25 protein-coding genes and 1 tRNA gene are annotated in these 22,362 nt (G+C 68.0%); 13 read left to right on the top strand and 13 right to left on the bottom strand.

Annotation, left to right across the window (positions count from 1 at the left end):
• The first annotated feature begins 2 nt into the window (after window positions 1-2).
• The gene (locus RCP37_RS05270) at window positions 3-1,220 is read left to right on the top strand and encodes an acetyl-CoA C-acetyltransferase (protein ID WP_308485917.1); all 1,218 of its coding nucleotides are present in this window, start codon (window positions 3-5) and stop codon (window positions 1,218-1,220) included.
• Window positions 1,221-1,284: 64 nt separating this feature from the next.
• On the opposite strand, the gene RCP37_RS05265 is transcribed toward RCP37_RS05270, so the two are convergent.
• Window positions 1,285-2,130 (bottom strand): hypothetical protein, encoded by an 846-nt coding sequence (locus RCP37_RS05265; RefSeq protein ID WP_308485916.1) that lies wholly within the window; start codon window positions 2,128-2,130, stop codon window positions 1,285-1,287.
• 110 nt (window positions 2,131-2,240) lie between these two features.
• Window positions 2,241-3,092 carry a Bax inhibitor-1/YccA family protein gene (locus tag RCP37_RS05260; RefSeq protein WP_308485915.1) on the bottom strand — a complete coding sequence of 284 codons (852 nt, stop codon included), beginning with the start codon at window positions 3,090-3,092 and terminating at the stop codon, window positions 2,241-2,243.
• 158 nt (window positions 3,093-3,250) lie between these two features.
• On the opposite strand from RCP37_RS05260, the gene RCP37_RS05255 reads away from it, so the two are divergent.
• From RCP37_RS05255 to RCP37_RS05245, 3 genes are read left to right on the top strand one after another with little or no spacing between them, the layout of a single operon-like run.
• On the top strand, window positions 3,251-4,288 hold the full coding sequence (locus RCP37_RS05255) for an enoyl-CoA hydratase/isomerase family protein (protein WP_308485914.1): 1,038 nt from the start codon (window positions 3,251-3,253) through the stop codon (window positions 4,286-4,288).
• Between the two features lie 9 nt (window positions 4,289-4,297).
• A complete protein-coding gene (locus tag RCP37_RS05250; RefSeq protein WP_308485913.1) occupies window positions 4,298-5,071 on the top strand; it encodes an enoyl-CoA hydratase in 774 nt (257 codons plus the stop codon).
• An 11-nt stretch (window positions 5,072-5,082) separates the two neighbouring features.
• Window positions 5,083-6,789: an alpha/beta hydrolase gene (locus RCP37_RS05245; RefSeq protein WP_308485912.1), complete on the top strand. Its 1,707-nt coding sequence runs from the start codon at window positions 5,083-5,085 to the stop codon at window positions 6,787-6,789.
• Here RCP37_RS05245 and RCP37_RS05240 read toward each other — a convergent pair.
• A complete protein-coding gene (locus RCP37_RS05240) occupies window positions 6,721-7,197 on the bottom strand; it encodes a rhodanese-like domain-containing protein (RefSeq protein ID WP_308485911.1) in 477 nt (158 codons plus the stop codon). The genes RCP37_RS05245 and RCP37_RS05240 overlap by 69 nt on opposite strands.
• Window positions 7,194-7,739 carry a cysteine dioxygenase gene (locus RCP37_RS05235; protein WP_308485910.1) on the bottom strand — a complete coding sequence of 182 codons (546 nt, stop codon included), beginning with the start codon at window positions 7,737-7,739 and terminating at the stop codon, window positions 7,194-7,196. Before RCP37_RS05235 ends, RCP37_RS05240 begins: the two co-directional genes overlap by 4 nt.
• Window positions 7,740-8,010: 271 nt before the next feature.
• On the opposite strand from RCP37_RS05235, the gene RCP37_RS05230 reads away from it, so the two are divergent.
• Window positions 8,011-9,030: a patatin-like phospholipase family protein gene (locus tag RCP37_RS05230; protein WP_373693159.1), complete on the top strand. Its 1,020-nt coding sequence runs from the start codon at window positions 8,011-8,013 to the stop codon at window positions 9,028-9,030.
• A 4-nt stretch (window positions 9,031-9,034) separates the two neighbouring features.
• Here the strand turns inward: RCP37_RS05230 and RCP37_RS05225 are convergent, their stop codons facing one another.
• The 9 genes from RCP37_RS05225 to RCP37_RS05185 form a co-directional block, all read right to left on the bottom strand.
• On the bottom strand, window positions 9,035-9,874 hold the full coding sequence (locus RCP37_RS05225; protein ID WP_308485908.1) for a patatin-like phospholipase family protein: 840 nt from the start codon (window positions 9,872-9,874) through the stop codon (window positions 9,035-9,037).
• On the bottom strand, window positions 9,871-10,737 hold the full coding sequence (locus tag RCP37_RS05220) for a class II glutamine amidotransferase (RefSeq protein ID WP_308485907.1): 867 nt from the start codon (window positions 10,735-10,737) through the stop codon (window positions 9,871-9,873). The genes RCP37_RS05225 and RCP37_RS05220 overlap by 4 nt, the downstream gene beginning before the upstream one ends.
• 8 nt (window positions 10,738-10,745) lie before the next feature.
• Complete coding sequence (locus tag RCP37_RS05215) at window positions 10,746-11,213, bottom strand: SRPBCC family protein (protein ID WP_308485906.1); 468 nt, start codon at window positions 11,211-11,213, stop codon at window positions 10,746-10,748.
• Between the two features lie 16 nt (window positions 11,214-11,229).
• Window positions 11,230-12,288, bottom strand: coding sequence for an NAD(P)H-dependent amine dehydrogenase family protein (locus RCP37_RS05210; protein ID WP_308485905.1), 1,059 nt, complete (start codon window positions 12,286-12,288; stop codon window positions 11,230-11,232).
• Complete coding sequence (locus RCP37_RS05205; RefSeq protein ID WP_308485904.1) at window positions 12,288-13,919, bottom strand: long-chain fatty acid--CoA ligase; 1,632 nt, start codon at window positions 13,917-13,919, stop codon at window positions 12,288-12,290. The genes RCP37_RS05210 and RCP37_RS05205 overlap by 1 nt, the downstream gene beginning before the upstream one ends.
• A gap of 41 nt (window positions 13,920-13,960) precedes the next feature.
• Window positions 13,961-14,974 (bottom strand): YncE family protein, encoded by a 1,014-nt coding sequence (locus RCP37_RS05200; RefSeq protein ID WP_308485903.1) that lies wholly within the window; start codon window positions 14,972-14,974, stop codon window positions 13,961-13,963.
• Window positions 14,975-15,442: 468 nt separating this feature from the next.
• Window positions 15,443-15,865 carry a limonene-1,2-epoxide hydrolase family protein gene (locus tag RCP37_RS05195; RefSeq protein WP_308486947.1) on the bottom strand — a complete coding sequence of 141 codons (423 nt, stop codon included), beginning with the start codon at window positions 15,863-15,865 and terminating at the stop codon, window positions 15,443-15,445.
• A 135-nt stretch (window positions 15,866-16,000) separates the two neighbouring features.
• Window positions 16,001-16,074 (bottom strand) — tRNA-Leu (locus RCP37_RS05190).
• A 64-nt stretch (window positions 16,075-16,138) separates the two neighbouring features.
• The gene (locus RCP37_RS05185; protein WP_308485902.1) at window positions 16,139-16,444 is read right to left on the bottom strand and encodes a DUF732 domain-containing protein; all 306 of its coding nucleotides are present in this window, start codon (window positions 16,442-16,444) and stop codon (window positions 16,139-16,141) included.
• A 481-nt stretch (window positions 16,445-16,925) separates the two neighbouring features.
• Between RCP37_RS05185 and RCP37_RS05180 the strand changes: the two genes are divergently transcribed.
• The 8 genes from RCP37_RS05180 to RCP37_RS05145 all read left to right on the top strand — a co-directional run bounded on the left by RCP37_RS05180 (window position 16,926) and on the right by RCP37_RS05145 (window position 22,356).
• A complete protein-coding gene (locus tag RCP37_RS05180) occupies window positions 16,926-17,225 on the top strand; it encodes a PE family protein (protein WP_308485901.1) in 300 nt (99 codons plus the stop codon).
• Window positions 17,226-17,234: 9 nt separating this feature from the next.
• Window positions 17,235-18,473 (top strand): PPE family protein, encoded by a 1,239-nt coding sequence (locus RCP37_RS05175; RefSeq protein WP_308485900.1) that lies wholly within the window; start codon window positions 17,235-17,237, stop codon window positions 18,471-18,473.
• Between the two features lie 8 nt (window positions 18,474-18,481).
• On the top strand, window positions 18,482-19,729 hold the full coding sequence (locus tag RCP37_RS05170) for a PPE family protein (protein WP_308485899.1): 1,248 nt from the start codon (window positions 18,482-18,484) through the stop codon (window positions 19,727-19,729).
• Window positions 19,730-19,773: 44 nt separating this feature from the next.
• On the top strand, window positions 19,774-20,070 hold the full coding sequence (locus RCP37_RS05165; protein ID WP_047317297.1) for a WXG100 family type VII secretion target: 297 nt from the start codon (window positions 19,774-19,776) through the stop codon (window positions 20,068-20,070).
• Between the two features lie 14 nt (window positions 20,071-20,084).
• Window positions 20,085-20,369 (top strand): WXG100 family type VII secretion target, encoded by a 285-nt coding sequence (locus RCP37_RS05160; protein ID WP_047317298.1) that lies wholly within the window; start codon window positions 20,085-20,087, stop codon window positions 20,367-20,369.
• Window positions 20,370-20,575: 206 nt separating this feature from the next.
• Window positions 20,576-20,875, top strand: coding sequence for a PE family protein (locus tag RCP37_RS05155; RefSeq protein ID WP_308486946.1), 300 nt, complete (start codon window positions 20,576-20,578; stop codon window positions 20,873-20,875).
• A gap of 27 nt (window positions 20,876-20,902) precedes the next feature.
• Complete coding sequence (locus RCP37_RS05150) at window positions 20,903-22,018, top strand: PPE family protein (RefSeq protein ID WP_373693109.1); 1,116 nt, start codon at window positions 20,903-20,905, stop codon at window positions 22,016-22,018.
• Window positions 22,019-22,059: 41 nt separating this feature from the next.
• Window positions 22,060-22,356, top strand: a complete 297-nt coding sequence (locus RCP37_RS05145; protein WP_308485898.1) for a WXG100 family type VII secretion target — start codon at window positions 22,060-22,062, stop codon at window positions 22,354-22,356.
• The last annotated feature ends 6 nt before the right edge of the window (window positions 22,357-22,362 follow it).

Here is a 22,362-nt window from a genome sequence, read left to right as displayed (position 1 = left end):
AAGTGCCTGAAGCTGTAATCGTCTCAACTGCGCGTTCGCCGATCGGCCGGGCCGGTAAGGGATCCCTGGTCACCATGCGGCCCGACGACCTGGCCGCCCAGATGGTGCGCGCCGCCCTGGACAAGGTGCCTGCGCTGGACCCGCGCGAGATCGACGACCTGATGATGGGTTGTGGGCAGCCGGGCGGCGCCTCTGGCTACAACATCGGGCGCGTGGTCTCGGTGCTGCTCGGCTACGACTTCCTGCCCGGCACCACGGTGAACCGGTACTGCTCGTCGTCGCTGCAGACCACCCGGATGGCGTTCCACGCGATCAAGGCCGGCGAGGGTGACGCATTCATCTCCGCCGGTGTCGAGACCGTCTCGCAGTTCGCCATCGGTGCTGCCGACGGCGCCCCGAACAGCAAGAACCCCCTGTTCAACGACGGAATCGCTCGCTCGGAGGCCGCCGCAGCCGGTGCCACCGAGTGGCACGACCCGCGGGCGGACGGCCTGTTGCCGGACGTCTACATCGCGATGGGCCAGACCGCCGAGAACGTGGTGCTGCACACCGGGATCAGCCGCGAGGACCAGGACCACTGGGGCGTGCGCAGCCAGAACCGCGCCGAGGAGGCCATCAACAGCGGCTTCTTCGCCCGCGAGATCTCGCCCGTGACGCTGCCTGACGGCACCGTGGTGAGCACCGACGACGGCCCGCGCGCCGGCACCACCTACGAGAAGATCAGCCAGCTCAAGCCGGTATTCCGGCCCAACGGCACGATCACCGCCGGCAACGCCTGCCCGCTCAACGACGGCGCCGCCGCCGTGATCATCACCAGCGACACCAAGGCCAAGGAGCTGGGTCTCAAGCCGCTGGCCCGGATCGTGTCCACCGGGGTGTCGGGCCTGTCGCCGGAGATCATGGGCCTGGGCCCGATCGAGGCCGTCAAGAAGGCGCTGGCGAACGCCAAGATGTCGGTCTCCGACATCGACCTGTTCGAGATCAACGAGGCCTTCGCGGTGCAGGTGCTCGGCTCGGCCCGCGAGCTGGGCATCGACGAGGACAAGCTGAACGTGTCCGGCGGGGCGATCGCCCTGGGCCACCCGTTCGGTATGACCGGCGCCCGCATCACCGCCACCCTGCTGAACAACCTGGCGACCCACGACAAGCAGTTCGGCGTGGAGACCATGTGTGTCGGCGGCGGCCAGGGCATGGCCATGGTCGTGGAGCGGCTCTCCTAGCTCGTTTTGTTGACTCTGCGCTCAGGGCGGAAAACTTCGAGTAACCCCCGCCCTGGGCGCAGAGTCATTTTCGCCTCAGGACGTCCCATGACTGGCGGACGCGTCGAACGACGTCGTAGCCCCGATGTTCGGCGAGCACCGTGACGTGCGTCCAGCCCGCCTGCCGGATGTACTCCAGACGCTCGACGTCCTTGACGAACTGCGGGCGGCTGGTGCGGTGCTGGTCGCCGTCGTATTCGACCGCGAGCATGATGTCCTCCCACCCCAGGTCGAGGAAGTAGCGCGGATAGCCGTCGGGGCCGAGCACGGGGATCTGGGTCTGCGGCCTGGGAAAGCCGGCGTCACGGAGCAGCAGCCGCAGCCAGGTTTCTTTCGGTGACTGCGCCCCGGCGTCGACGAGGTACAGCGCGGCTTCCAGTTGGCGCAGCCCGCGGGTATGCCGATGCCGCGACGCCAGCCGAGCCACATCTTCGATCTTGAAATGTGTGGCATTGGCCAGTGCGTCGAGCCTGGCGACCGCCTGACGCAACGGGCCGCGTCGGCCCAGGTCGAAGGCGGTGCGCTCGGGAGTGGTGGCGACGACGCCGCCAAGGTGCTGGGATTCGCCGTCCAAGATCAGGTCAGCACGGGTCTTGACGCCGTGCGGTGCCCGCGCGTTGCGCCAGATCAGTTCGACGATCGCGTCGTCGTCGACCCAGCTGGATCCATGCAGGGCCGAGGCGGCAAGGCCGCTGACGACTGCTTGGCGCTGCGACCAGAGCCAGGCGGCCTGGGTCCGGTGCAGGAGCGTAGGTTCGGCGGGCTTCTCCTGGTAGACGTTCGGCAGGACTGCGGTGTGGAACTGGCGCAGCTCATGGCGGCTCAAAGTTCCCGCAGCTAGTGCCTCGCTACCGATGAATGGCTGTCCCATGTCGGCATGCTGCCCGGGGCCACCGACACAAAAAATGACTCTGCGCTGAGGGCGGGTGCTACTCGCACTTTTGCGCCCTCAGCGCAGAGTCAACGGGGAAAGCTAGCGGGTCACTCGCTCTGGAAGTAGCTCAGCAGCCGCAGGATCTCCAGGTACAGCCAGACCAGGGTCACGGTCAAGCCCAGTGCGATGCCCCAGGCGGCCTTCTCCGGCGCGCCGGCGCGGATCAGCTGGTCGGCTGCGTCGAAGTCGATCAGGAAGCTGAACGCGGCGATCCCGATGCAGACCAGCGAGAAGATGATGGACAGCGTGCCGCCGCTGCGCAGGCCCAGGCCCTCACCGCCGCCGACGCCGAACAGCGACAGGACCAGGTTGCCGATCATCAGGGCCAGCACACCGAACATGCCGGCGACGAGCATCCGGGTGAACTTCGGGGTGACCCGGATGGCCCCGGTCTTGTAGACGACCAGCATGCCGCCGAACACCCCGAGGGTGCCCATCACGGCCTGACCGATCATCGAGCCGGCGTTGCCGGTCCCCACGGTGAAGGCGGTCAGCACCCAGGAGATGGCACCGAGGAACAGACCCTCGAGCACCGCGTAGCTGAGCACCACTGCCTTGTTGTCCTGCTTGCGGGCGAACATGGCCACCATGACCACGGCCAGGCCGCCGAACGCACCGATGAAGGTCAGCGGGCCGGCCAGCGCCTGGTTGGCCGACACCAGGAAGAAGGAGATGATCGCCGCCACGCTCAGCACGCCCAGCGTGATGCCGGTCTTGGTGACGACGTCATCGATGGTCAGCGGGCGAGTGACCTCCCGCTGCTGGTACTGCGCCAACGACGGGTCGACCTGGTAGGTCTGACTCATCTGCTGAGTGGCACCGGCCATACCGGTTCCGAACTGCGCGTAGCCGCCCTGTTTGGGCAACGAACGAAATACCGGGTTGCTGGTCTCCCGCACCGTCCCGATCCTCTCCTGGGGCTGTGAAGCTAAGGGTTTACGAATACTGAATCAACGTTTCCCGACTCGCCGGAGTTCCCGACGGCGTTCGGGCCGCTCTGCTGCCAAACCTTACCCGCGGATCAGTGACCGCGCGTAGGGATCTACATTGCGAAGGCGTGACAGGTGAATCTGACGAGGTCCTGGCCCGCGTTGACAACGGGGTCGGCCTGCTGACGCTCAACCGTCCGAAGGCGATCAACTCGCTGAACCTTCCGATGGTGACCGCGATGACCGCGGCGCTGTCCGCCTGGGCCGAGGATCCGGCGGTCACGGCGGTGGTGCTCACCGGTGCCGGCGAGCGCGGACTGTGCGCCGGCGGCGACGTGGTCGCGATCTATCACAGCGCCAAAGCCGACGGCGCGGACGCGCGACGATTCTGGTACGACGAGTACCTGCTCAATGCGCAGATCGGCGGATACAAAAAGCCGTACGTGTCGTTGATGGACGGCATCGTGATGGGCGGCGGCGTCGGAGTCGGGGCGCACGCCAACACCCGAGTGGTCACCGACACCACCAAGATGGCCATGCCCGAGGTCGGCATCGGCTTCATCCCCGATGTCGGCGGCACCTACCTGCTCTCCCGCTCCCCCGGCCGGCTCGGTCTGCACGCGGCACTGACCGGCGCGCCGTTCTCCGGTCCGGACGCCATTGCGCTGGGTTTCGCCGACCACTACGTGCCGCACGCGGCGCTCGAGGCCTTCACGGGTGCGATCATCGCCGACGGGGTGGACAGTGCCCTGGCCGCCCACGCGGCCGAGGCACCGGCGAGTCAGCTTGCCGCACACCGCGACTGGATCGACGAGTGCTACGCACACGAGACCGTTGCGCAGATCGTGGGTGCGCTGGCGGGCCACGCCAGCCCCGACGCCAACGCCGCGGCAGAACTGATCGGAACCCGGTCCCCGGTCGCCTGCGCGGTGACGTTGGAGGCGGTGCGTCGGGCGGGCCAGCTCGCCACCTTGGAAGACGTTCTGATCCAGGAGTACCGGGTGTCGTGCGCGTCGTTACGCTCACATGACCTGGTGGAGGGCATCCGCGCCCAGCTGGTCGACAAGGACCGCAATCCGCAATGGTCACCGGCGACGCTGGCCGAGGTGACCACCGCCGACATCGAAGCGTATTTCGTTCCCGCCGAACCCGATCTGACCTTCTAAGGAGCACCCATGACTTACGAAACCATCCTCGTCGACCGCGACGGCCGGGTCGGCACCATCACCTTGAACCGGCCGCAGGCGCTCAACGCCCTCAACAGCCAGGTGATGAACGAAGTCACCGCTGCCGCAGCCGAATTCGACGCCGACCCGGGCATCGGGGCGATCATCATCACCGGCAGCGCCAAGGCGTTCGCTGCCGGAGCGGACATCAAAGAGATGGCCGACCTGAGTTTCGCCGAGGTGTTCGCCGCCGACTTCTTCGCCGCGTGGTCCAAGCTGGCCGCGGTACGCACCCCGACCATCGCCGCGGTGGCCGGGCACGCCCTGGGCGGCGGTTGCGAGCTGGCGATGATGTGCGACCTGCTGATCGCCGCCGACACCGCCAAGTTCGGCCAGCCGGAGATCAAGCTGGGTGTGCTGCCCGGCATGGGCGGCTCGCAGCGGCTGACCCGGGCCATCGGCAAGGCCAAGGCGATGGACCTGATCCTGACCGGCCGCACCATCGATGCCGCCGAAGCCGAGCGCTCTGGCCTGGTGTCTCGCGTGGTGCCGGCCGACGACCTGCTGGCCGAGGCCGGCAAGGTCGCCGCCACCATCGCCGGGATGAGCCTGTCGGCGGCCCGGATGGCCAAGGAAGCCGTCAACCGGGCCTTCGAGTCCACCCTGACCGAGGGGCTGCTCTACGAGCGCCGCCTGTTCCACTCGGCGTTCGCCACCGATGACCAGACCGAGGGCATGGCTGCCTTCACCGAGAAGCGCGCACCGAACTTCACCCACCGCTGAGCAACTCCCCGATGAGCACGACAGCCACCGACACCGCCACCGCCACCGCGGAAACCCCCGCGGAAGCGACCGCGCGCGCGCCCTGGTGGGTCCGGCACTACACGTTCACCGGCACCGCGGTGGGTCTGGTGTTCCTGTGGCTGTCCCTGACGCCGTCGCTGCTGCCGCGCGGGCCGCTGTTCCAGGGTTTGGTCAGCGGCGGCTCGGGCGCCATCGGCTACGCGCTGGGCGTGTTCAGCGTCTGGCTGTTCCGCTACATGCGCTCGAAGGACACCAGCCCGCCGGCCCCGCGGTGGGCCTGGCTGGTGCTCATCCCCACCGCGGCGATCATCCATCTCTGGGTGGTGTGGACGATCCACGGCTGGCAGGACCAGATGCGCGACCTGATGGGCGTGCCGCGGCTGACTTGGTACAACTACCCGCAAGCCGGCGCGATCGCGGTGGTCACGCTGTTCATCCTGGTCGAGATCGGTCAGCTGGTCAGGATGCTGATCCGCTTTCTGATGCGTCAGCTCGAACGCGTTGCCCCGCCACGGGTTTCGGCCGTGATCGCGGTGTCGTTACTGGTGGCCCTGTTCGTGGCGGTGCTCAACGGTCTGGTGCTCAAGAGCGCGATGCACGTCATGAACAGCACCTTCGCCTCGGTCAACGAGGAGACCAGCCCGGACCGGGCCGCCCCGTCGACCCCGCTGCGCTCCGGCGGGCCGGAGTCGCTGGCCTCCTGGGAGTCGCTGGGCCATCAGGGCCGCATCTTCGTTGCGAACGGACCCACTGTCGCGCAACTCAGCGCGTTCAACGGCACACCGGCCACCGAACCGATTCGGGCCTACGCCGGCCTGAATTCGGCCCATGGGATCAAGGACACCGCTGAGCTGGCCGCTGCCGAGCTGGCCCGCACCGGCGGACTGAACCGCGCGGTGGTGGCGGTGGCCACCACGACGGGCACCGGCTGGGTCAACGAGGCAGAGGCCTCGGCCCTGGAGTACATGTTCAACGGCGACACCGCGATCGTGAGCATGCAGTATTCGTTCCTGCCCAGCTGGCTCTCCTTCCTGGTCGACAAGGAGAACGCTCGCCAAGCCGGCCAGGCCTTGTTCGAGGCCGTCGACAAACAGGTGCGCGCCCTGCCGGAGGCTCAGCGCCCCAAACTGGTGGTGTTCGGCGAAAGCCTCGGCTCCTTCGGCGGCGAGGCCTCCTTCATGAGCCTCAACAACGTGCTGGCGCGTACCGACGGCGCGCTGTTCTCCGGTCCGACCTTTCAGAACACCATCTGGACCGACCTGACCATCAACCGCGATCCCGGTTCCCCGCAATGGCTGCCGATCTACCACGACGGCCGCGCCGTGCGGTTCGTCGCTCGCCCGGAAGACCTGGCACGCCCCGACACCCCTTGGGGGGCACCGGATACGCCACGAGTGGTGTACCTACAGCACGCCTCGGACCCGATCGCCTGGTGGCATCCAGATCTGCTGTACCACAAGCCGGACTGGTTGAGAGAGCCCCGCGGCTACGACGTGCTGCCGCAGGTGCACTGGACCCCGATCGTGACGTTTCTGCAGGTCTCCGCCGACATGGCGGTGGCGATCGACGTGCCCGACGGCCATGGCCACAGCTACGTCGCCGACGCCGCCGATGCGTGGGCGGCGATCCTACATCCAGCGTCGTGGACCCCGGAGAAGACTGAACGGCTCCGCCCCCTGCTGCACTCCAACGCTTAGCGCGGCCAGCGGGGCCGGCTCCACCAGCTCGCCGACGGCGGCCAAGGCCTGATAGCCACCGACGACGTCGGTTGCGCGGTGCAGCCCCAAGTCCTGCAGCGCCGCCGCGGCCAGGCTCGAGGTGTAGCCCTGCGAGCACAGGATGATCCACTGCACGTCGTCGTCGACTGCCTGCGGCAGCCGGGCGTCGCTGGTCGGGTCGCAGCGCCACTCGAGCACGTTGCGTTCGATCACCAGCGCGTCCGGCACTTGGCCTTCCTCCTCGCGCTGGGCCGCTGGCCGGATGTCGACCAGGTATGCGCCGTTGCGCAGCGCCTCGGGCACTTCATCGGCCGTCAGCCGGTGCAGCTTGGCGCGGGCCGATTCGAGCAGTTGGTCGATTCGGCTGGTGACGTGCGTTGTGGTCATGACGCCTCCGGGTGCTGGGTGAGTTCGGTGCGCTGCCTACGCAGAGTATGGTCCTGCCCGACGTCGTAATAGGACATTTCCGCCAGTGGCGGCGAGTATGCGTGCACGCTCAGCGTCGGGGCAGCTGGTTCGAACTGGGTTGTAGGGGGTGCCCAGACGACGTCGTGCACCCAGCCCTGGGTGAACGCGGCCTGGTCCCCGGCGTCCAAGCGTCGTTGCGCCAGCTCGCGACCATTCCAATGGAACTCATCCAATGAGCCGGACAGCACGGTCAGCGCGCCCAGCGAGTCACCGTGATCGTGCAGTTCGGTGGCGTGCCCCGGCACCCAGCTGATCAGCCAGATGTCGAGCCGGTCATCACCGTGGATGCGGGCGAACCAACGCTCGTCCTCGGGCAACCCGGAGGCGGGCAGCAGATGGTTGTAGCGGCCTTGCAGCACTGCGTCGGCGGCCAGGTCGGTGGTCTGTAAGAGGTCGGGCAGGCGCAGCGAGCGGGGCCGGGCGGCCGGGCGGCGCAGCGCGATGGGATCGGCGATAACCATGGTGAGAACTCCAAAGAGGATGGGCTGGATTCAAGAAAGGGGTCGGCGGCAGCATTCAGCTGCGGCAACAACAACCCTGGAATCCGACGTGCTCCATCACAGCGGCCATGCTATCCGGGTGCCGCGCCGGGCGCATCGGCGCGTCAGTCGCGGGGCGGAAGGTCCGACCCTCCCCGCACGGCAATACCCCCTGTGACCTGCCATTTCCTGTCGGCATTACGGTTGTAATCGCAATGACGGAAAGAACCGGCGCGGTAGAGCCCGCAAAATGGTGGATATGACCTCTGCTGCACAATCCCGCGCGCACCGGGCGCCCCGGGTGGCGCTGGTGCTGGGCAGCGGCGGTGCGCGCGGCTATGCCCACATCGGGGTGATCGCCGAGCTGCGCGACCGCGGCTACGACATCGCGGGGATCTCTGGATCGTCGATGGGTGCGCTGGTGGGCGGGCTAGAGGCTGCGGGTCGACTCGATGACTTCGCCGAGTGGGCCAAGTCGCTGACCCAGGGAGCGGTGCTGCGGCTGCTGGATCCGTCGTTCACCGCCGCAGGGGTGCTACGGGCGGAGAAGATCCTCGATGTCGTCCGCGACATCTTGGGCGATATCGACATCGAAGAGCTGCCGATTCCCTATACCGCTGTGGCGACCGATCTGATCGCGGGCCGATCGGTGTGGCTGCAGCGCGGCCCGGTCGATACCGCCATCCGCGCCTCGATCGCCATCCCTGGGGTGATCGCTCCGCACGTGGTCGATGGACGCCTGCTCGCCGACGGCGGCATTCTCGATCCGCTGCCGATGGCGCCGCTGAGCGCCGTCAACGCCGACCTGACGTTGGCCGTCAGCCTCAACGGCGGCGACCCGACTGCCGCCGGCCCGGCTGCCGACGATTCCGAGCGGGACGTGCCGGCTGGCCGGTTGAATCGCATGTGGCGCAGCACCTCTGCGCTGCTGGACACCAGCGGAGCGCGGTCTCTGCTGGACCGGCCCACGGCACGGGCGATCCTGGACCGGTTCAGCAGTGGCGAGTCCGAGCCCGGCGGGCCCGGCGGCGAGGACGAGGAGTCCACTCCCGAGGTGGTGCCTAAACTCGGCAGCTTCGAGGTGATGAACCGAACCATCGATATCGCCCAGGCAGCGCTGGCCCGCCATCAGCTCGCGTCGCACCCGCCCGATCTGCTGATCGAGGTGCCTCGCGTCGCCTGCCGCAGCCTGGACTTCCACCGCGCCGCGGAGTTGGTCGACCTGGGCCGAGAACTCGCCGCCCGCGCTCTCGACGCCCCGAAATCGCCGTAGCGCTCTAGCCGGCCAAGAACTCCGCGATGGCGCCGGCTTGCCGTCGGCCCTGTTCGCGGCCGGCCTGCGCCGATGGCAACCGGCACGCCGGGTCGAGCGGATTGCCGCCGAAGGCACGTATCGCGTCATCGTCGGCCAACACCGCGCAGACGCGACCGGGGAACGCCGCGATCTCGCCGTCGACGCCGCCGCCGGTGGGCACCAGCAGCACGGCCTCGTCGCAATCGGCGGCCACATCGAGGTTGACCGTGCTGCGCACCCCGCCGTCCATGTAGCGCCGCGTGCCGAGCACCACCGGAGGCCAGGCGCCGGGCACCGCACAACTGGCTGCCACCGCGTCGATGAGTTCCACCCCCGAGTCGCGGTCGAAGACCGTCAGCTCCCCGGTGTCGATGTCGATCGCGGTGATCCGCAGCGTGCGCTTCGGCCAGTCGTGCGACGGCAGCCGGTCGGCGATGATCCCGCGCCGCACCGGCGCGGCAACGGTCTGCGCCGCCAGGGCCACCGCGCCGATTCCTTGCAGTTTCTGCGCGGTGGTCGTGTTGGGTTCGGTGATCGCCGCCACGAACAGCTCGGTCAGCTCATCGGCGCCGACACCGGGATCGATCTCCGAGCAGGTCTCCGCGACCTGGCGGGCGAACAACTGCTCCAGGCCCAGCCCGCTGCCGATCTGGGCGGCCACCGCCGACCCGGCCGATGTCCCAACCAGCACAGCGGATTCGAGTAATTCCCGTGCAGTGTCGGGTGATTCGTCGGCGATGCCGCACAGCACGCCGGTCTCCCAGGCGATGCCCGCTACCCCACCCCCGCCGAGCACCAGGGCACGTTTCGTCATCGGACTCATACCGCCGGGTGTTGGGCCGCTGCGGCCACCGGGTTCAGATCTTCGCGCCGCAGTTGCCGCGCGGGCGGATCGGGCAGCACCAATTGGCGGGTGATCCGCAGGCCCGCGTCGACGTGGACAAGGTGGCCCGGCTCGATCGGTTCCCAGCGGGTGTCATCGTCCATCGGTTCGGTGGCGAACACTACCGCGGGTCGGCCGCGTAATCTCGCGGCATCTGCTCGAATCCGCTTGGTGCGCAATGTCAGACCTCCGGGTGCTGTGCCGTCTCGCCGGTCCAGAATGTAGAGCTCGTTGGGCTCGGGGTACCGCAGCGCCCACATGTCGGTGGCGGTGCTCAGCAGCAGGTTGAGCGCGTAGATCGGCACGTTGGCGGCCAGCCACCGAACAGCGTCGACGAGGCCGCCCGTCACGTCGCCGCGTCGCGCCCGGATCGCGGCGGTGATGAGGGCGAAGATCCGTTCGGAGTCGGTATCGCCTCGCACCATGCCGTAGCCGTCGACCTCGCGCAGCCGCTGGTCAATCGCGGGAAGATCTTCGACAACGCCGTTGTGCGCAAAGATGCGGTTGTCCTGCAGGAACGGGTGAGTGTTGGCGACGCTCCGAGCGCCGGTGGTGGCGTAGCGTACGTGCGCGACGAAGGTGGTGCCGGTCAGTTCATGTGCAGCGGTAGCGAATTCGGTGTCCTGCCACGCTGCGATCGGCTGCTTGCGCAGCTGCGATTGCCCGTAGCCGTCGAACACACCCAGGCCCGTGCCGTCGGGGTTGCGTCGGCTCTGTTCGGCCAGGTTGTCCGCGGCGTCGAGCAGCCAGAACGTTGAGGTCACGACGCTGGTCCCGGCGTGCAGCCCGAAGAGTCGGCACATCGGCGCGGTCAGCCCTCCAACAGGGCGGACAGGCGCGCCAAGGCTTGACGCGCGTAGCCCTTCCACAGCCAACCGAGCACCGGCAGCACCGGCGCGGCCAGCCTGGACCGCGGGTGGATCACCCAGCTCCAGGTGACCGTGGTGCCCGAACCAGCGGGTGCGAACTGCCACCTGCCCTCGACATAGGCCACCAGTGGCGCCATCGGGCCGGTGACGTCGGTGAGCCGGTAGGCAAACGCCCGGGGGGAATCGACCTCGGTCAGCTCCTCGCGCATGCTGCCGCCGCCGGTCAGCAGGACGGTGCGGGTCTGCCCGACGCTCGCCCAATCACCGGCTTGGCCCCGGACCTCTTTGATCGGCGGGATCGGCCCGTACCAGCGCCGGAACAGCTGTGGCAGCGGCAATGGCAGCGTTCCGGCGAATGCGTCGGCGACCGTCGCAGGTACCGTCCGAGACTGTTCGACAACCAGGGCCATCAGCCGAGAGTAGCGCTCATCGCGCCAGGTGCGGAGCGGCCCGGCCAGTGATGAGCGGCAGGTCGAAGAACCCGGCGATACCGGGCGGGGCCGCGCAGGTCGCCGGGACGGCATTGACGCAGTGCGCCGCGGTCGCCACGACGCCCGGGTTGCTGATCAGGCCCTCTTCGACGGTTTCGGGCTGCCAGCCTTTGACGGTGACGAACGTGTTGGGGTTGCCCCGCACCTCCATCTCGTAGCGCTCGCCGGCCGGCCCGAAAGTCCATGGCGGGTCGAGGTTTTCCTCACCCATCAGCCAGTTGACGGTGACCCGGACCACTACCTCGTCGCCGACGGTGGCTTCCCAGTGGAACCGCCGCCCCGCCACCTGGCCGGGTTCGATAGACCCGATCGGCGAAGCGATCGGCGCGGTGGCCACCGCCACCTCCTGCGAGGAACGAATTTCCTCGTCGGCAGCGAATCCCAGCTGGTCCACGCACAGCCGCACCGATTGACGGAACCCGCCGTCGAGCAGCTTCTGCATCGGGCCGCTCAGCGCCTTGTCCGGAGTCCCGCCGAAGCCCATGACGTGCCGCACCACATCCGGGGCGTCATAGGTACGCAGGTCCGAATACTCTTCGCCGCGAATGAATGTCACGCCAGTGGACATCACCGACAGCAGCAGCGGGAACAACTCGGTCGCCGCGCCCGGGCCGATGCCGGCACCGTGCAGGGTCACGTCGCCCTCACGCGCCGCGCCTTCCAGCGGGCCGGCCTCCTTCTCCGTCGGGTAGAACCAGCCGACTGGGGTGACGACGTTCTTACCCGAGCGCAGCAGCGCCGCGACCTCGTCGGGGTTGGGCAGCAGCGGCGCATAGATCACCGCGTCGGCCTCGGTCGCCAGGATCTCGTCGACGCTGTCGGTGGCCGTCACACCCACCGGTCCGGTGCCGATGATCTCCCCGACGTCCTTGCCGCTCTTGGACTTCGAGTGGACCCAGCAACCGACCAACTCCAGCTCGGGATGCTCGAGCACGCCCTTGATGGCGGCGACTCCCACCCCGCCGGTGGCCCATTGGATGACACGCAGACTCATCAGTTATGCACCTCGCTCACTTGGTATTGCTCCTCGGCGTACCGGGCACGGATGGTCTTCTTGTCGTACTTGCCGACGCTGGTGCGCGGGATCGCCTCGACGAACGTCCAGCGCTCCGGCAGCCACCAGCGGGCGACCTTGTCGGACAGGAAGGTTCGCAGTTCGGCACCGCTCACCGAAGCGCCACTACGGACCACCACGACGGCCAGCGGCCGTTCCTGCCAGCGCTCGTCGGGCACCCCAACCACCGCCGCCTCGACGACGTCGGGGTGGGCGATCAGCTCGTTCTCCAGTTCCACCGAGGAGATCCACTCCCCGCCAGACTTGATCACGTCTTTGGCCCGGTCGGTCAGCGTGATGAAGCCCTGCGGGTCGATGCGGCCGACGTCACCGGTGCGCAGCCAGCCCGAGGAGAACTTGGACTCGTCCTGGCCGCGGTAGTAGGCGCCGGTGATCCAGGCGCCGCGCACCTCCAGCTCACCGACCGCCTCGCCGTCGTTGGGCAGTACCGCGTCCTCGTCGTCGACGATGCGGGTCTCGACGCCACACACTGGCCGGCCCTGGGTGCCGCGCAGCGCCCAGTGCTGCTCGGGCGGGGTGCCCGGCGGCGGCCAGGCCATGGTGGCCATCGGCGAGGTCTCGGTCATGCCCCATAGCTGCCGCACCTGCACGTTGTGGCGCTGCTCGAACGCCTGCATCAGCGAGACCGGAACCGCCGACCCGCCGCAGGCCGCCAGCCGCAACGACGAGATGTCATGGCCGGGTTCACGTTCCAGGTAGTGCATGACGTCGTTCCAGATGGTCGGCACCGCACCGGCCACGGTGGCCCGCTGCGATTCGATGAGGGCGACCAGTGACTTGGCATCCAGATGCCGGTCGGGCATCGCTAGGTCTGCGCCGGCCATCAGCGCCGAATACGGCAGACCCCAGGCGTTGGCGTGGAACATCGGCACGATCGGCAGCACGCAGTCGATCGCGCCGATCCCGGTGCCGTTGGTGGTGCATCCCGCCATGGCGTGCAGGTAGCTGGACCGGTGGCTGTACACCACGCCCTTGGGGTTGCCGGTGGTGCCGCTGGTGTAGCACATGGCGGCCGCCGAGTTCTCGTCAATGACCGGCCAGTCGAACTCGTCGGACTCGGCCGCCAGCAGCTCGGCATAGCCCAGCACGGTCTTGCCGGAGGCCTCCAACGCCGCGACGTCGCCGTCCCCGACCAGGATCACGGTGTGCACGGTCTCCAGTTCCGCCAACACCGGCGCCAGCAGCTGCACCAGTGACCCGTCGACCAGGATCACCCGGTCCTCGGCCTCGTTGGCCACGAAGACGATCTGCTCGGCGAACAGCCGGATATTCAGCGTGTGCAGCACCGCGCCCATCGACGGCACCGCCAGGTAGGCGGCCAGGTGTTCGGTGTTGTTCCACATGAAGGTGGCGACCCGCTCGTCGCCGGTGATACCGAGACGCCGCAGGGCGTTGGCCAACTGGGCCACCTGCCGACCGAGCTCGCGATAGGTGGTGACCCGATATCCATCGTCGGCCACGGTGGTGACGGTGCGATCACCGTGGACAGCAGTGACATGGTCCAAGATGGCGCCGACCGTCAACGGCCAGTGCTGCATGGTGCTGTGCATCGGCCTATTCGATCACGCCACCATTCCGAACGTGGCGTGGGTTACACCGCGGGTTCGAGTTGCAGCATGCGGGTGACGGCGTCGTCGAGCTCGAGCTGCTCGTGCAACGACGCTGAAGGCGCCGGCAGGTCGGCCAGTGACGCGATGGTCACCTTGCCGTCGTACCCGGCGATGTAGAGCCGGCTGCCGTCCGGGCTCTCTGCGGCGCAGGACGGCTCGTTGACGCCGGCCAGCGTGCCGAGGGTTTCGCTGGTGCGCGCGCACATGACCAACACGGCACCATCGGTCACCAGGTAGATCCGCTGGCCGTCGCGGCCGGCGATCAGCTGGATCAGCTGGGCCTCGATGGCGCGGCTGGAGCTGACCGCGTGGGTGCGGGTGTCGACAACGTGCACCCGGCCGTGGCCGTCGGGACCGGACGTCGCCACGTACAGCCGGGCACCGTCCGGGCTGACCGCCACATCGATGATGGTGGCGCCGACCTTGACGGTGTCGACGATGTTCAGGTCACGGTCCAGCACGGTGACGGTGTCGCCGTTGGGCTGGCGGACCGCCGCGTACAGCCGCCGGCCGTCCGCGCTGATCCGCAGGCCGGCCGCTGCCGCCCCGGGGTGCCCGGACACTGCGGCGGACGCGGCGGGACGCATGGCCGCGTCGAGCGCAAGCACATCAACGCCGGCCGAGCCGGTACGGGTGAGGTAGACGCGGCTGCTGGTCGGGTCGGCGACCAGGTCGCCGATGTCCATGGCCACCGGGTAGCACCCGGCGACCTGCGCGGTGTCGACGTCGATCGCCAGCACGGCGTCCAGAGCGGTCGAACCCGCGGTGATATAGGCCCAGCCGGTGCCGGCGGGGCCGGCGGCGATCGAGTACGGCTCGTTGGCCTGGAAGACGGTGTTCACGATCTTGCAGGTGACGGTGTCGATGATCGAGACGGTGTCGTCGCCGAAGTTGGTGGCCAGCAGGCGCCGGCCGTCCGCGGTGACCGCAATGCCGCCGATCGGGCCACGGTCCAGGGTCACGGTGTTCGCGACGCGGGCTGGCGAGTTGGCCAATCTATAAGCCGGCACTTCGTCCACATCGCTCCTATCAACCACTGTTCGTGTCGCTTCGTTCGTATCGTCACTGCCCTCGCGCCCCCGCGGCTACCGCAGTGCGGCCCGGTCGTAACCGGGATGCCGAGGCGGGGCATCCGGTCGATCCTAGCGGTGAATTCGAGGTAACAGGAAAATGTCGTAATTATTGTGATCGAGGTCGCAGACTAATCCCAACCGTCCCACGTCACATCGGACAAAACCGCAGATCAGAGCCGTTCAGCAACCCTATCGATAGCTTCTGACCAGGCATTATTCCGCCACTGGACAACGCGCGATACGCCCCGCGATTAACGTTAAATAAGAAATTAAGAACTCCCACCAGGAAATTCCGCACGCCTTGCCAAAGACCCTTGCAAATTCCCGGACCGGCGGGTATGCGACTCGCGCCGTAACGCTCCAACCAGCGTCGACTCCGCTGGCGCCACGCTACGAAGACCGTCGCCGCAGGGCCGGAACCGCTAGCGCGAGGACTCCGCGAAGCGCCCCCTTGATGACATCCGCGAGGTCGAAGTAGTCACGCCACAGCGCGACCCTGCCGTCCCGTATCTCAAACACCCCAAACACCCAGAAGTGCGCTTGGAACCGTCCCATCACGATCGAGTCTGTGCGCTCGGTCAGGATGGTCGCGCCCTGGCTGGCGACCCGGTGGAAGCGGACTTCCCAATTTATGACGGGCATACGCGCGGCCATACCCCGAAACATCGCCACGAGGCGCTGGCCCCCACGGATGGTCGAGTAGCCCACGTTCTCATACACGAGATCGTCAGTGACCAGCTCGCTCAATCGATCAAAGTCCTTGTCCCGCATGACCGCGTAGAGGAATGCCTCGACGACTTCGGCCGGCGCCATCACCGGCGACTCCGCGGCACCCAGCTGGTCGTCCACAGGGTCGAGAATAAGGTGCGAACCTCGTCACGAGAAGGCGTTTGGCGCGTCTGAGCGGGCGGGTTCGTCGCGGTAGAAAATCCGGCCTAGCAAAAATTGTGCCCCCAGTCGGACTCGAACCGACACTGTGCGGATTTTAAGTCCGCTGCCTCTGCCAATTGGGCTATGGGGGCTCGCGGCGAATCTAACGCGGCGGCCTCGCCAGCGCCCTACCGGTACCCCGAGAAGACGAAGAAATCAGGCGTGCTCGGGGCAGTAGTTCTGCGCGGCGATCCGCGCGAACTCCGCGGCACGCTGCAGCGTGAAGCCGGGGTTGGTGGTCTGCACGGCGACCACGGTGTCCATCGGGGTGAGTCCGGCGTCCATCAGCTGACACACCGAGTGACCGGCCGAGATGGCCACCTGGTCCGAGCCCTTGTGGCTCAAGCCGGCGCCGGTCAGCTGGGTGAGGAAGGCAGCGTCGCTGCCGACCGGTTCTGCATGCGCCGGGGTCGCCAGACCGACCATGGCGGTCAGACCCGCCAGCAGCAGAAGCCGATTCATAGCTCGTAGTGTGCTGAGCGTTCGTTAATAGCGTGTTACGCACCGTTTACTCCGCCGGATCCGGATGTTAAATCCGTGTTACCAGGCCTTCACCGCCCCAAATCGACCGGCTGCCATGGTGGGCCGAGGGGGCTAAAAATGTTGCCCATCAAGCTAATTGAGAGTCAGCCTGGCAGGGCCGAAATGAGCACCCCAGCACCCAACGCGTCAGTGTGAGCTGGGCCACGCCGCCGCAATACGAAAGCCCTTCGGCGAACGCCCAATAACGCCACGCGCAGCTTGCGTGTCCAAGCCTTCACTGGGCCTCGCACACGCGAAATCGTGACGCCCCACACACAGCGAACCCCCCTCCACTGAGGCGCATGTAAAGAGTTCCGACACCGCGGTTAAGAAGCGGTTAACCAGCTTTCACAATCGCCCAGTCATACGCAACGGTGGTGCCAGGAGCCGAATCGTCACCGGGCTCTGTAAGGAGAATCCCATGTCTTTCGTGACCACCCAGCCGGAGGCGCTGGCGTCCGCGGCCAGCACCCTGCAGGCGATCGGCGCGGCGCTCAACGCGCAGAGCGCCGCGGCATCCGCCCCGACTACCGGCGTCGCTCCGGCGGCGGCTGACGAGGTCTCGGCGCTGACCGCCGCGCAGTTCGCCGCGCACGCCAACCTCTACCAGACGGTTGCCACGCAGGCGTCGGCCATTCACGAAATGTTCGTGGCCACGCTCAAGGGCAGCTCCGCGTCGTACGCGGCCACCGAGGCCGCGAACGCGGCGGCGGCGGGTTAGGCGGCAACCATGTGGGATTACGGAGCACTGCCCCCCGAGATCAACTCCGGGCGCATCTACACGGGACCGGGGTCGACCCCGATGATGACTGCCGCCGCGGCCTGGCGCGGATTGGCCGCCGAACTGTCCGCGGCCGCCCACTCCTACGAGACGGTGATCACCGAGCTGTCCGGCGAGGAATGGCTCGGTCCGGCTTCGTCATCGATGGCCGCGGCCGCGGCGCCCTACATCGCCTGGATGAACAACACCGCCGCGCTGGCCGAACAGGCCGCGGTCCAGGCCACCTCCGCCGCCGCCGCCTTTGAGACGGCGCGGGCGGCCACGGTGCCCCCGGCGGCCGTCACGACCAACCGGGTGCAGCAGGCGGCGCTGGTCGCGACCAACATCCTCGGCATCAACACCCCGGCGATCGCGACCCTCGACGCCAACTACGCCCAGATGTGGGCCCAAGACGCCGCCGCGATGTACGGCTACGCCAGCGGTTCGGCTGCCGCGACACAGGTCACCCCATTCAGCGAGCCGGCCGAAACCACCAACCCGGCCGGGCTGGCCAACCAGGGTGCTGCGGTCACCCAGGCCGGCGGCAGCAGCACTGCCAACAACACCGCGCAGGCCGCGCAGATGATTTCCTCGCTGCCGAACGCCCTGCAGAGCATGGCCTCGCCCGCAGCGTCGACCGACTGGCTCGCACCGATCATCGAGTTCCTCTACAACGACCCGACGAACGGCTACATGTTCATGTTCGGCACCCCGCTCTACAACCTGTTCAACACCGCGGGCACCGGAGCGGCCTTCATCCCGTCCGCCCTGCTGCCCAGCCTTATCGGTAACTTGACCGGCGGCGGCTTCACCGCCGCCACCGGCAGCGCACTCGGAAGCGGCCTGGGAGCGGCGTTAAGCCCGGGGGGCGCACTCGGCGCCCTGGGCGCGCTCGGCGGAGGCCTCTCCAGCGGGGTCAGCAGCGCATTCGGGGTCAGCTCGGTCACCCCGGCCGTCACCGCCGGCATGGGGAAGGCCTCACTGGTCGGGACGTCGTTCTCGGCGCCGGCGAGTTGGGCGGCGGCCACCCCTGGCGCCGCGGCGCTCACCAGCGGCCCCGGCGGTTGGGCGGTCCCCACCGAGACCCACAACAACATGGCCTCGATGCCTCCCCCGGTGCCGACCGGCGTCGGGCAGCGCGGCATGAACTACGGCACGCCGCGTTACGGGTTCCGGCCCAAATTCATGCCCAAGCCGATGGTGGTCTAGGAGCAACGATGATCGACTACGCACTGCTGTCGCCGGAGATCAACTCCGGGCGCCTGTACGCCGGTCCCGGCTCCACGCCGATGATGACGGTCGCCTCCGCCTGGCGTGGACTGGCCGCGGAGATCTCCTCGGCGTTGACGTCGTACGAAACGACGATCACCCAACTCGTCGACGAAGAGTGGATGGGCCCGGCATCGGCCTCGATGTCCGCGGCCACCAAGCCGTACCTGACGTGGATGGCCGACACGGCCACCAAGGCCGAGGAGGCGGCCACCCAGGCCACCGCTGCAGCGGCCGCGTTCGAGGCGGCCCACGCGGCCACCCCTCCCCCGGCGGTGATCGCCGCCAATCGCGCGCAGCAGAAGCAACTGGTGGCGACCAACGTCGTCGGTCAGAACTCGGCGGCGATCATGGCCAGCGACGCACAGTATTTCGAGATGTGGGCCCAGGCCACCGACGTCATGTACAGCTACGCCGCGTCCTCGGCGACGGCGAGCAAGGTGACACCGTTCAACGAGCCCAACCAGACCACGAACCCGGACGGAACGGCCAACCAGGCCGCCGCGGTCGGACAGGCCAACGGCAACACCGCCGCCAACAACACCGCGCAGACGGCACAGGCGATTTCGTCGCTGCCGAACACGCTGCAGACGCTGACCTCGCCGGGTCCCGCGGACGCCGGTCTGCCCCCGGCCACGTGGTCCGGACTGCTCGAAGCCATCGGCCGGAACGCGTCGATCAACGGTGTTGTGTCGCTGGTGACTTACCCGCTCAACGGCATGATGAGCTTCACCGGAACCTCCGCGGCGTTCACCCCCGCCAGTTTGATCCCGACCATGACCACGTTCTTCTCCGGCGGTGGTTTCAACGCCCTCGGCGGTGGTGCGGCAGGTGCCGGCATCGGTGCCCTGCTAGCCCCGGGCGGTCCGTTGAGCAGCTTGGGTGCGCTGGGCGGCGCGTCGGCGTTCACCGCGAGCGCCCAGACCGTGTCGGCCGGCGTGGGTCAGGCCACCCTGGTAGGCGAGCTGTCCACGCCACCGACCTGGGCCGCAGCCGCTCCCGCCGCCAGTGCCGTCGACACCGCCAACGCCTTGCAGGGCAGCAGCTGGGCGGCCGCCCCCGAAGAGATCGAGTCGTCGATGGCGGCCATGCCCGGCGGAATGCCGATGGGTGCCGAACGGGGCGGCTTCGGTCTGAGCACCCCGCGCTACGGCTTCAAACCGACCGTCATGGCCCGGCCGGTAGTTGCCGGTTAAACCCCCTCACCGCAAAGCGGAACCGCAGAAAAGGAGACACAACAGTGGCAACACGTTTTATGACTGATCCGGACGCGATGCGTTCGATGGCGGGCCGTTTTGATGTGCACGCGCAGACGGTGGAGGACGAGGCTCGTCGGATGTGGGCGTCGTCGACGAACATCTCCGGTGCTGGCTGGGGTGGTCTGGCGGAGCGGACTTCGATGGACACCATGGGTCAGATGCAGACCGCGTTCCGCAACATCGTGAACATGCTGCACGGTGTGCGCGACGGTCTTATCCGCGACGCTAACCACTACGAGCAGCAGGAAGCTGCTTCCCAGCAGATCCTGTCGAGCTAGAAGGAGAACCGCAGATGTCGATCAATTACCAGTTCGGTGATGTGGATGCCCACGGTGCGTTGATTCGTGCCCAGGCTGCTTCGTTGGAGGCTGAGCACCAGGCGATCGTGCACGATGTGCTGGCCGCCGGTGACTTCTGGGGTGGCGCCGGTTCGGTGGCGTGCCAGGAGTTTGTGGCGCAGTTGGGCCGCAACTTCGCGGTGATCTACGAACAGGCCAACAGCCACGGTCAGAAGGTGCAGTCGGCCGGCAACAACATGGCCAACACCGACGCCTCGGTCGGCTCCAGCTGGGCGTAACGTCAGCCAAGTCCCGGGAAACCCGACGCAGCAGAGGGGGCTGCGTCGGGTTTTTCCATTCCCGGACATCAAGGACTCATCAAGGTTGGCCCCGGCGTCGTTAAGAGCGCGTAAGGGCAACAGCTAGCCGAGCACCGCTGCGGCACGGTGGATCTCGTGGCCGGCACCGTGCCGGCTCAATTGGTGAGGAGATGGTGATGTCGTTGATGTCGTTCGTGAGCGCGCAGCCCGCCGGGCTGACGACCGCGGCCGGCGAATTGACCGGTATCGGCGCGGCGATGGCCGCCCAGAACGCGGCGGCCGCCCCGGCGACCACCGACGTGATACCCGCGGCGGCGGATCCGGTGTCGGCGTTGACCGCCGCCCAGTTCGCGGCGCACGCCGGCCTATACCAGGCGGTCAGTGCTCAGGCAGACGCGATTCATCAGATGTTCGTCGCCACCTTGGCGGCTGGCGCGGGCGCGTACGAGGCGACTGAGGCCGCCAACGCGATCGCAGCCCGCTAGTTTCCCGCACGCCCAACGGATCACGAAATGATGGAATTCGGTGCGTTGCCACCGGAAGTCAACTCCGCGTGGATCTACACCGGCCCGGGCGCGGCGCCGTTGATGGCCGCCGCCACGACCTGGCACGGCCTGGCCTTGGAGCTGGGGTCGACCGCCGCCGCCTACCAGGCGGTGGTCACCCGGATGGCCGGTGAACTGTGGACGGGTTCGGCGTCGGCGTCGATGGTCGCCGCGGCCACTCCCTACGTGGCGTGGATGAACACCACCGCCGCTCAAGCCGAGCAGGCCGCCACCCAGGCCACTGCGGCCGCGGCCGCGTTCGAGACGGCGTTCGCCATGACGGTGCCGCCGCCGGTGATCGTGGCCAACCGCAGCCTGCTGATGATGCTGGTCGCGACCAACCTGCTGGGGCAGAACACTCCGGCGATCGCGGCCACCGAGGCTCAGTACGCCCAGATGTGGGCCCAGGACGCCGCCGCTATGTACGGCTACGCGGGCTCGTCGGCGGCAGCGGCGCAGGTGACTCCATTCGCCGCGCCCGCCGACACGACCACCCCGGGCGGGCTGGGCGGGCTAGCCCAACTGATCTCGTCGGTTCCGGCTGCGCTGCAAGGACTTTCGTCACCGCTGCAAGCCGGCTCGTCGTCGGCATCCGGGATGCTCAGCAGCCTGCTGGACCCGGCGAACCTGGGTTCGCTGGCGAGCTCCAGTGGCTCCAACCTGGTCGGGGTGCTGTCGAACATGCTCGGCATCGTCAGCAGCGCCGGCGGCGCCACCACGACGCCCGCGCCCGCGCTGGCCGCGGCGCCGCTGCTCTCAGGGACGGTGCTGACCAACGCCGCGAGACTGGCTGGTGCGGCCGGCACGAGCGCCAACGGCGCCGGCGTGGTGGCCGGCCTGGGGCGAGCCGGTTCGGTCGGCCTGCTCTCGGTACCGCCGACGTGGGCCGCCAGCGGCACGACTGCCGGAGCCACCTCAACAGCATTGCCGGCAGGGACCTTGGCCGCCGCCGAACGAGGCGTGGGCCCCATGCCCACCGGCATGCCGATCGGAACGCTCGGCGCACGCGCCACCTCGGCGGCCCCCGCCCCGAGCTATGGATTTCGGCCCACCGTCACCATGCACCCGGTGGCGGCGGGCTGAGCAGGAAAAAGAAATCACCACCAAGGAGACAGCGAGACATCATGACCACGCGTTTTATGACCGACCCGGACGCCATGCGTTCGACCGCGGCACGTTTCGACGCGCACGCACAGACCGTGGAGGACGAGGCCCGACGGATGTGGGCATCGACGACCAGCATTTCCGGCTCCGGCTGGGGCGGGCTGGCCGAACGCACGTCCTACGACACCATGGGCCAGATGCAGACCGCGTTCAGCAACATCGTCAACATGCTGCACGGCGTGCGTGACGGTCTGATCCGCGACGCCAACCAGTACGAACAGCAGGAAGCTGCCTCGCAGCAGATCCTGAGCAGCTAACCAAGA

Source organism: Mycolicibacter sp. MU0102 (assembly GCF_963378105.1).
Classification (GTDB): Bacteria; Actinomycetota; Actinomycetes; order Mycobacteriales; family Mycobacteriaceae; genus Mycobacterium; species Mycobacterium holstebronense.
This window is presented reverse-complemented; position numbering and strand designations above follow the sequence as displayed.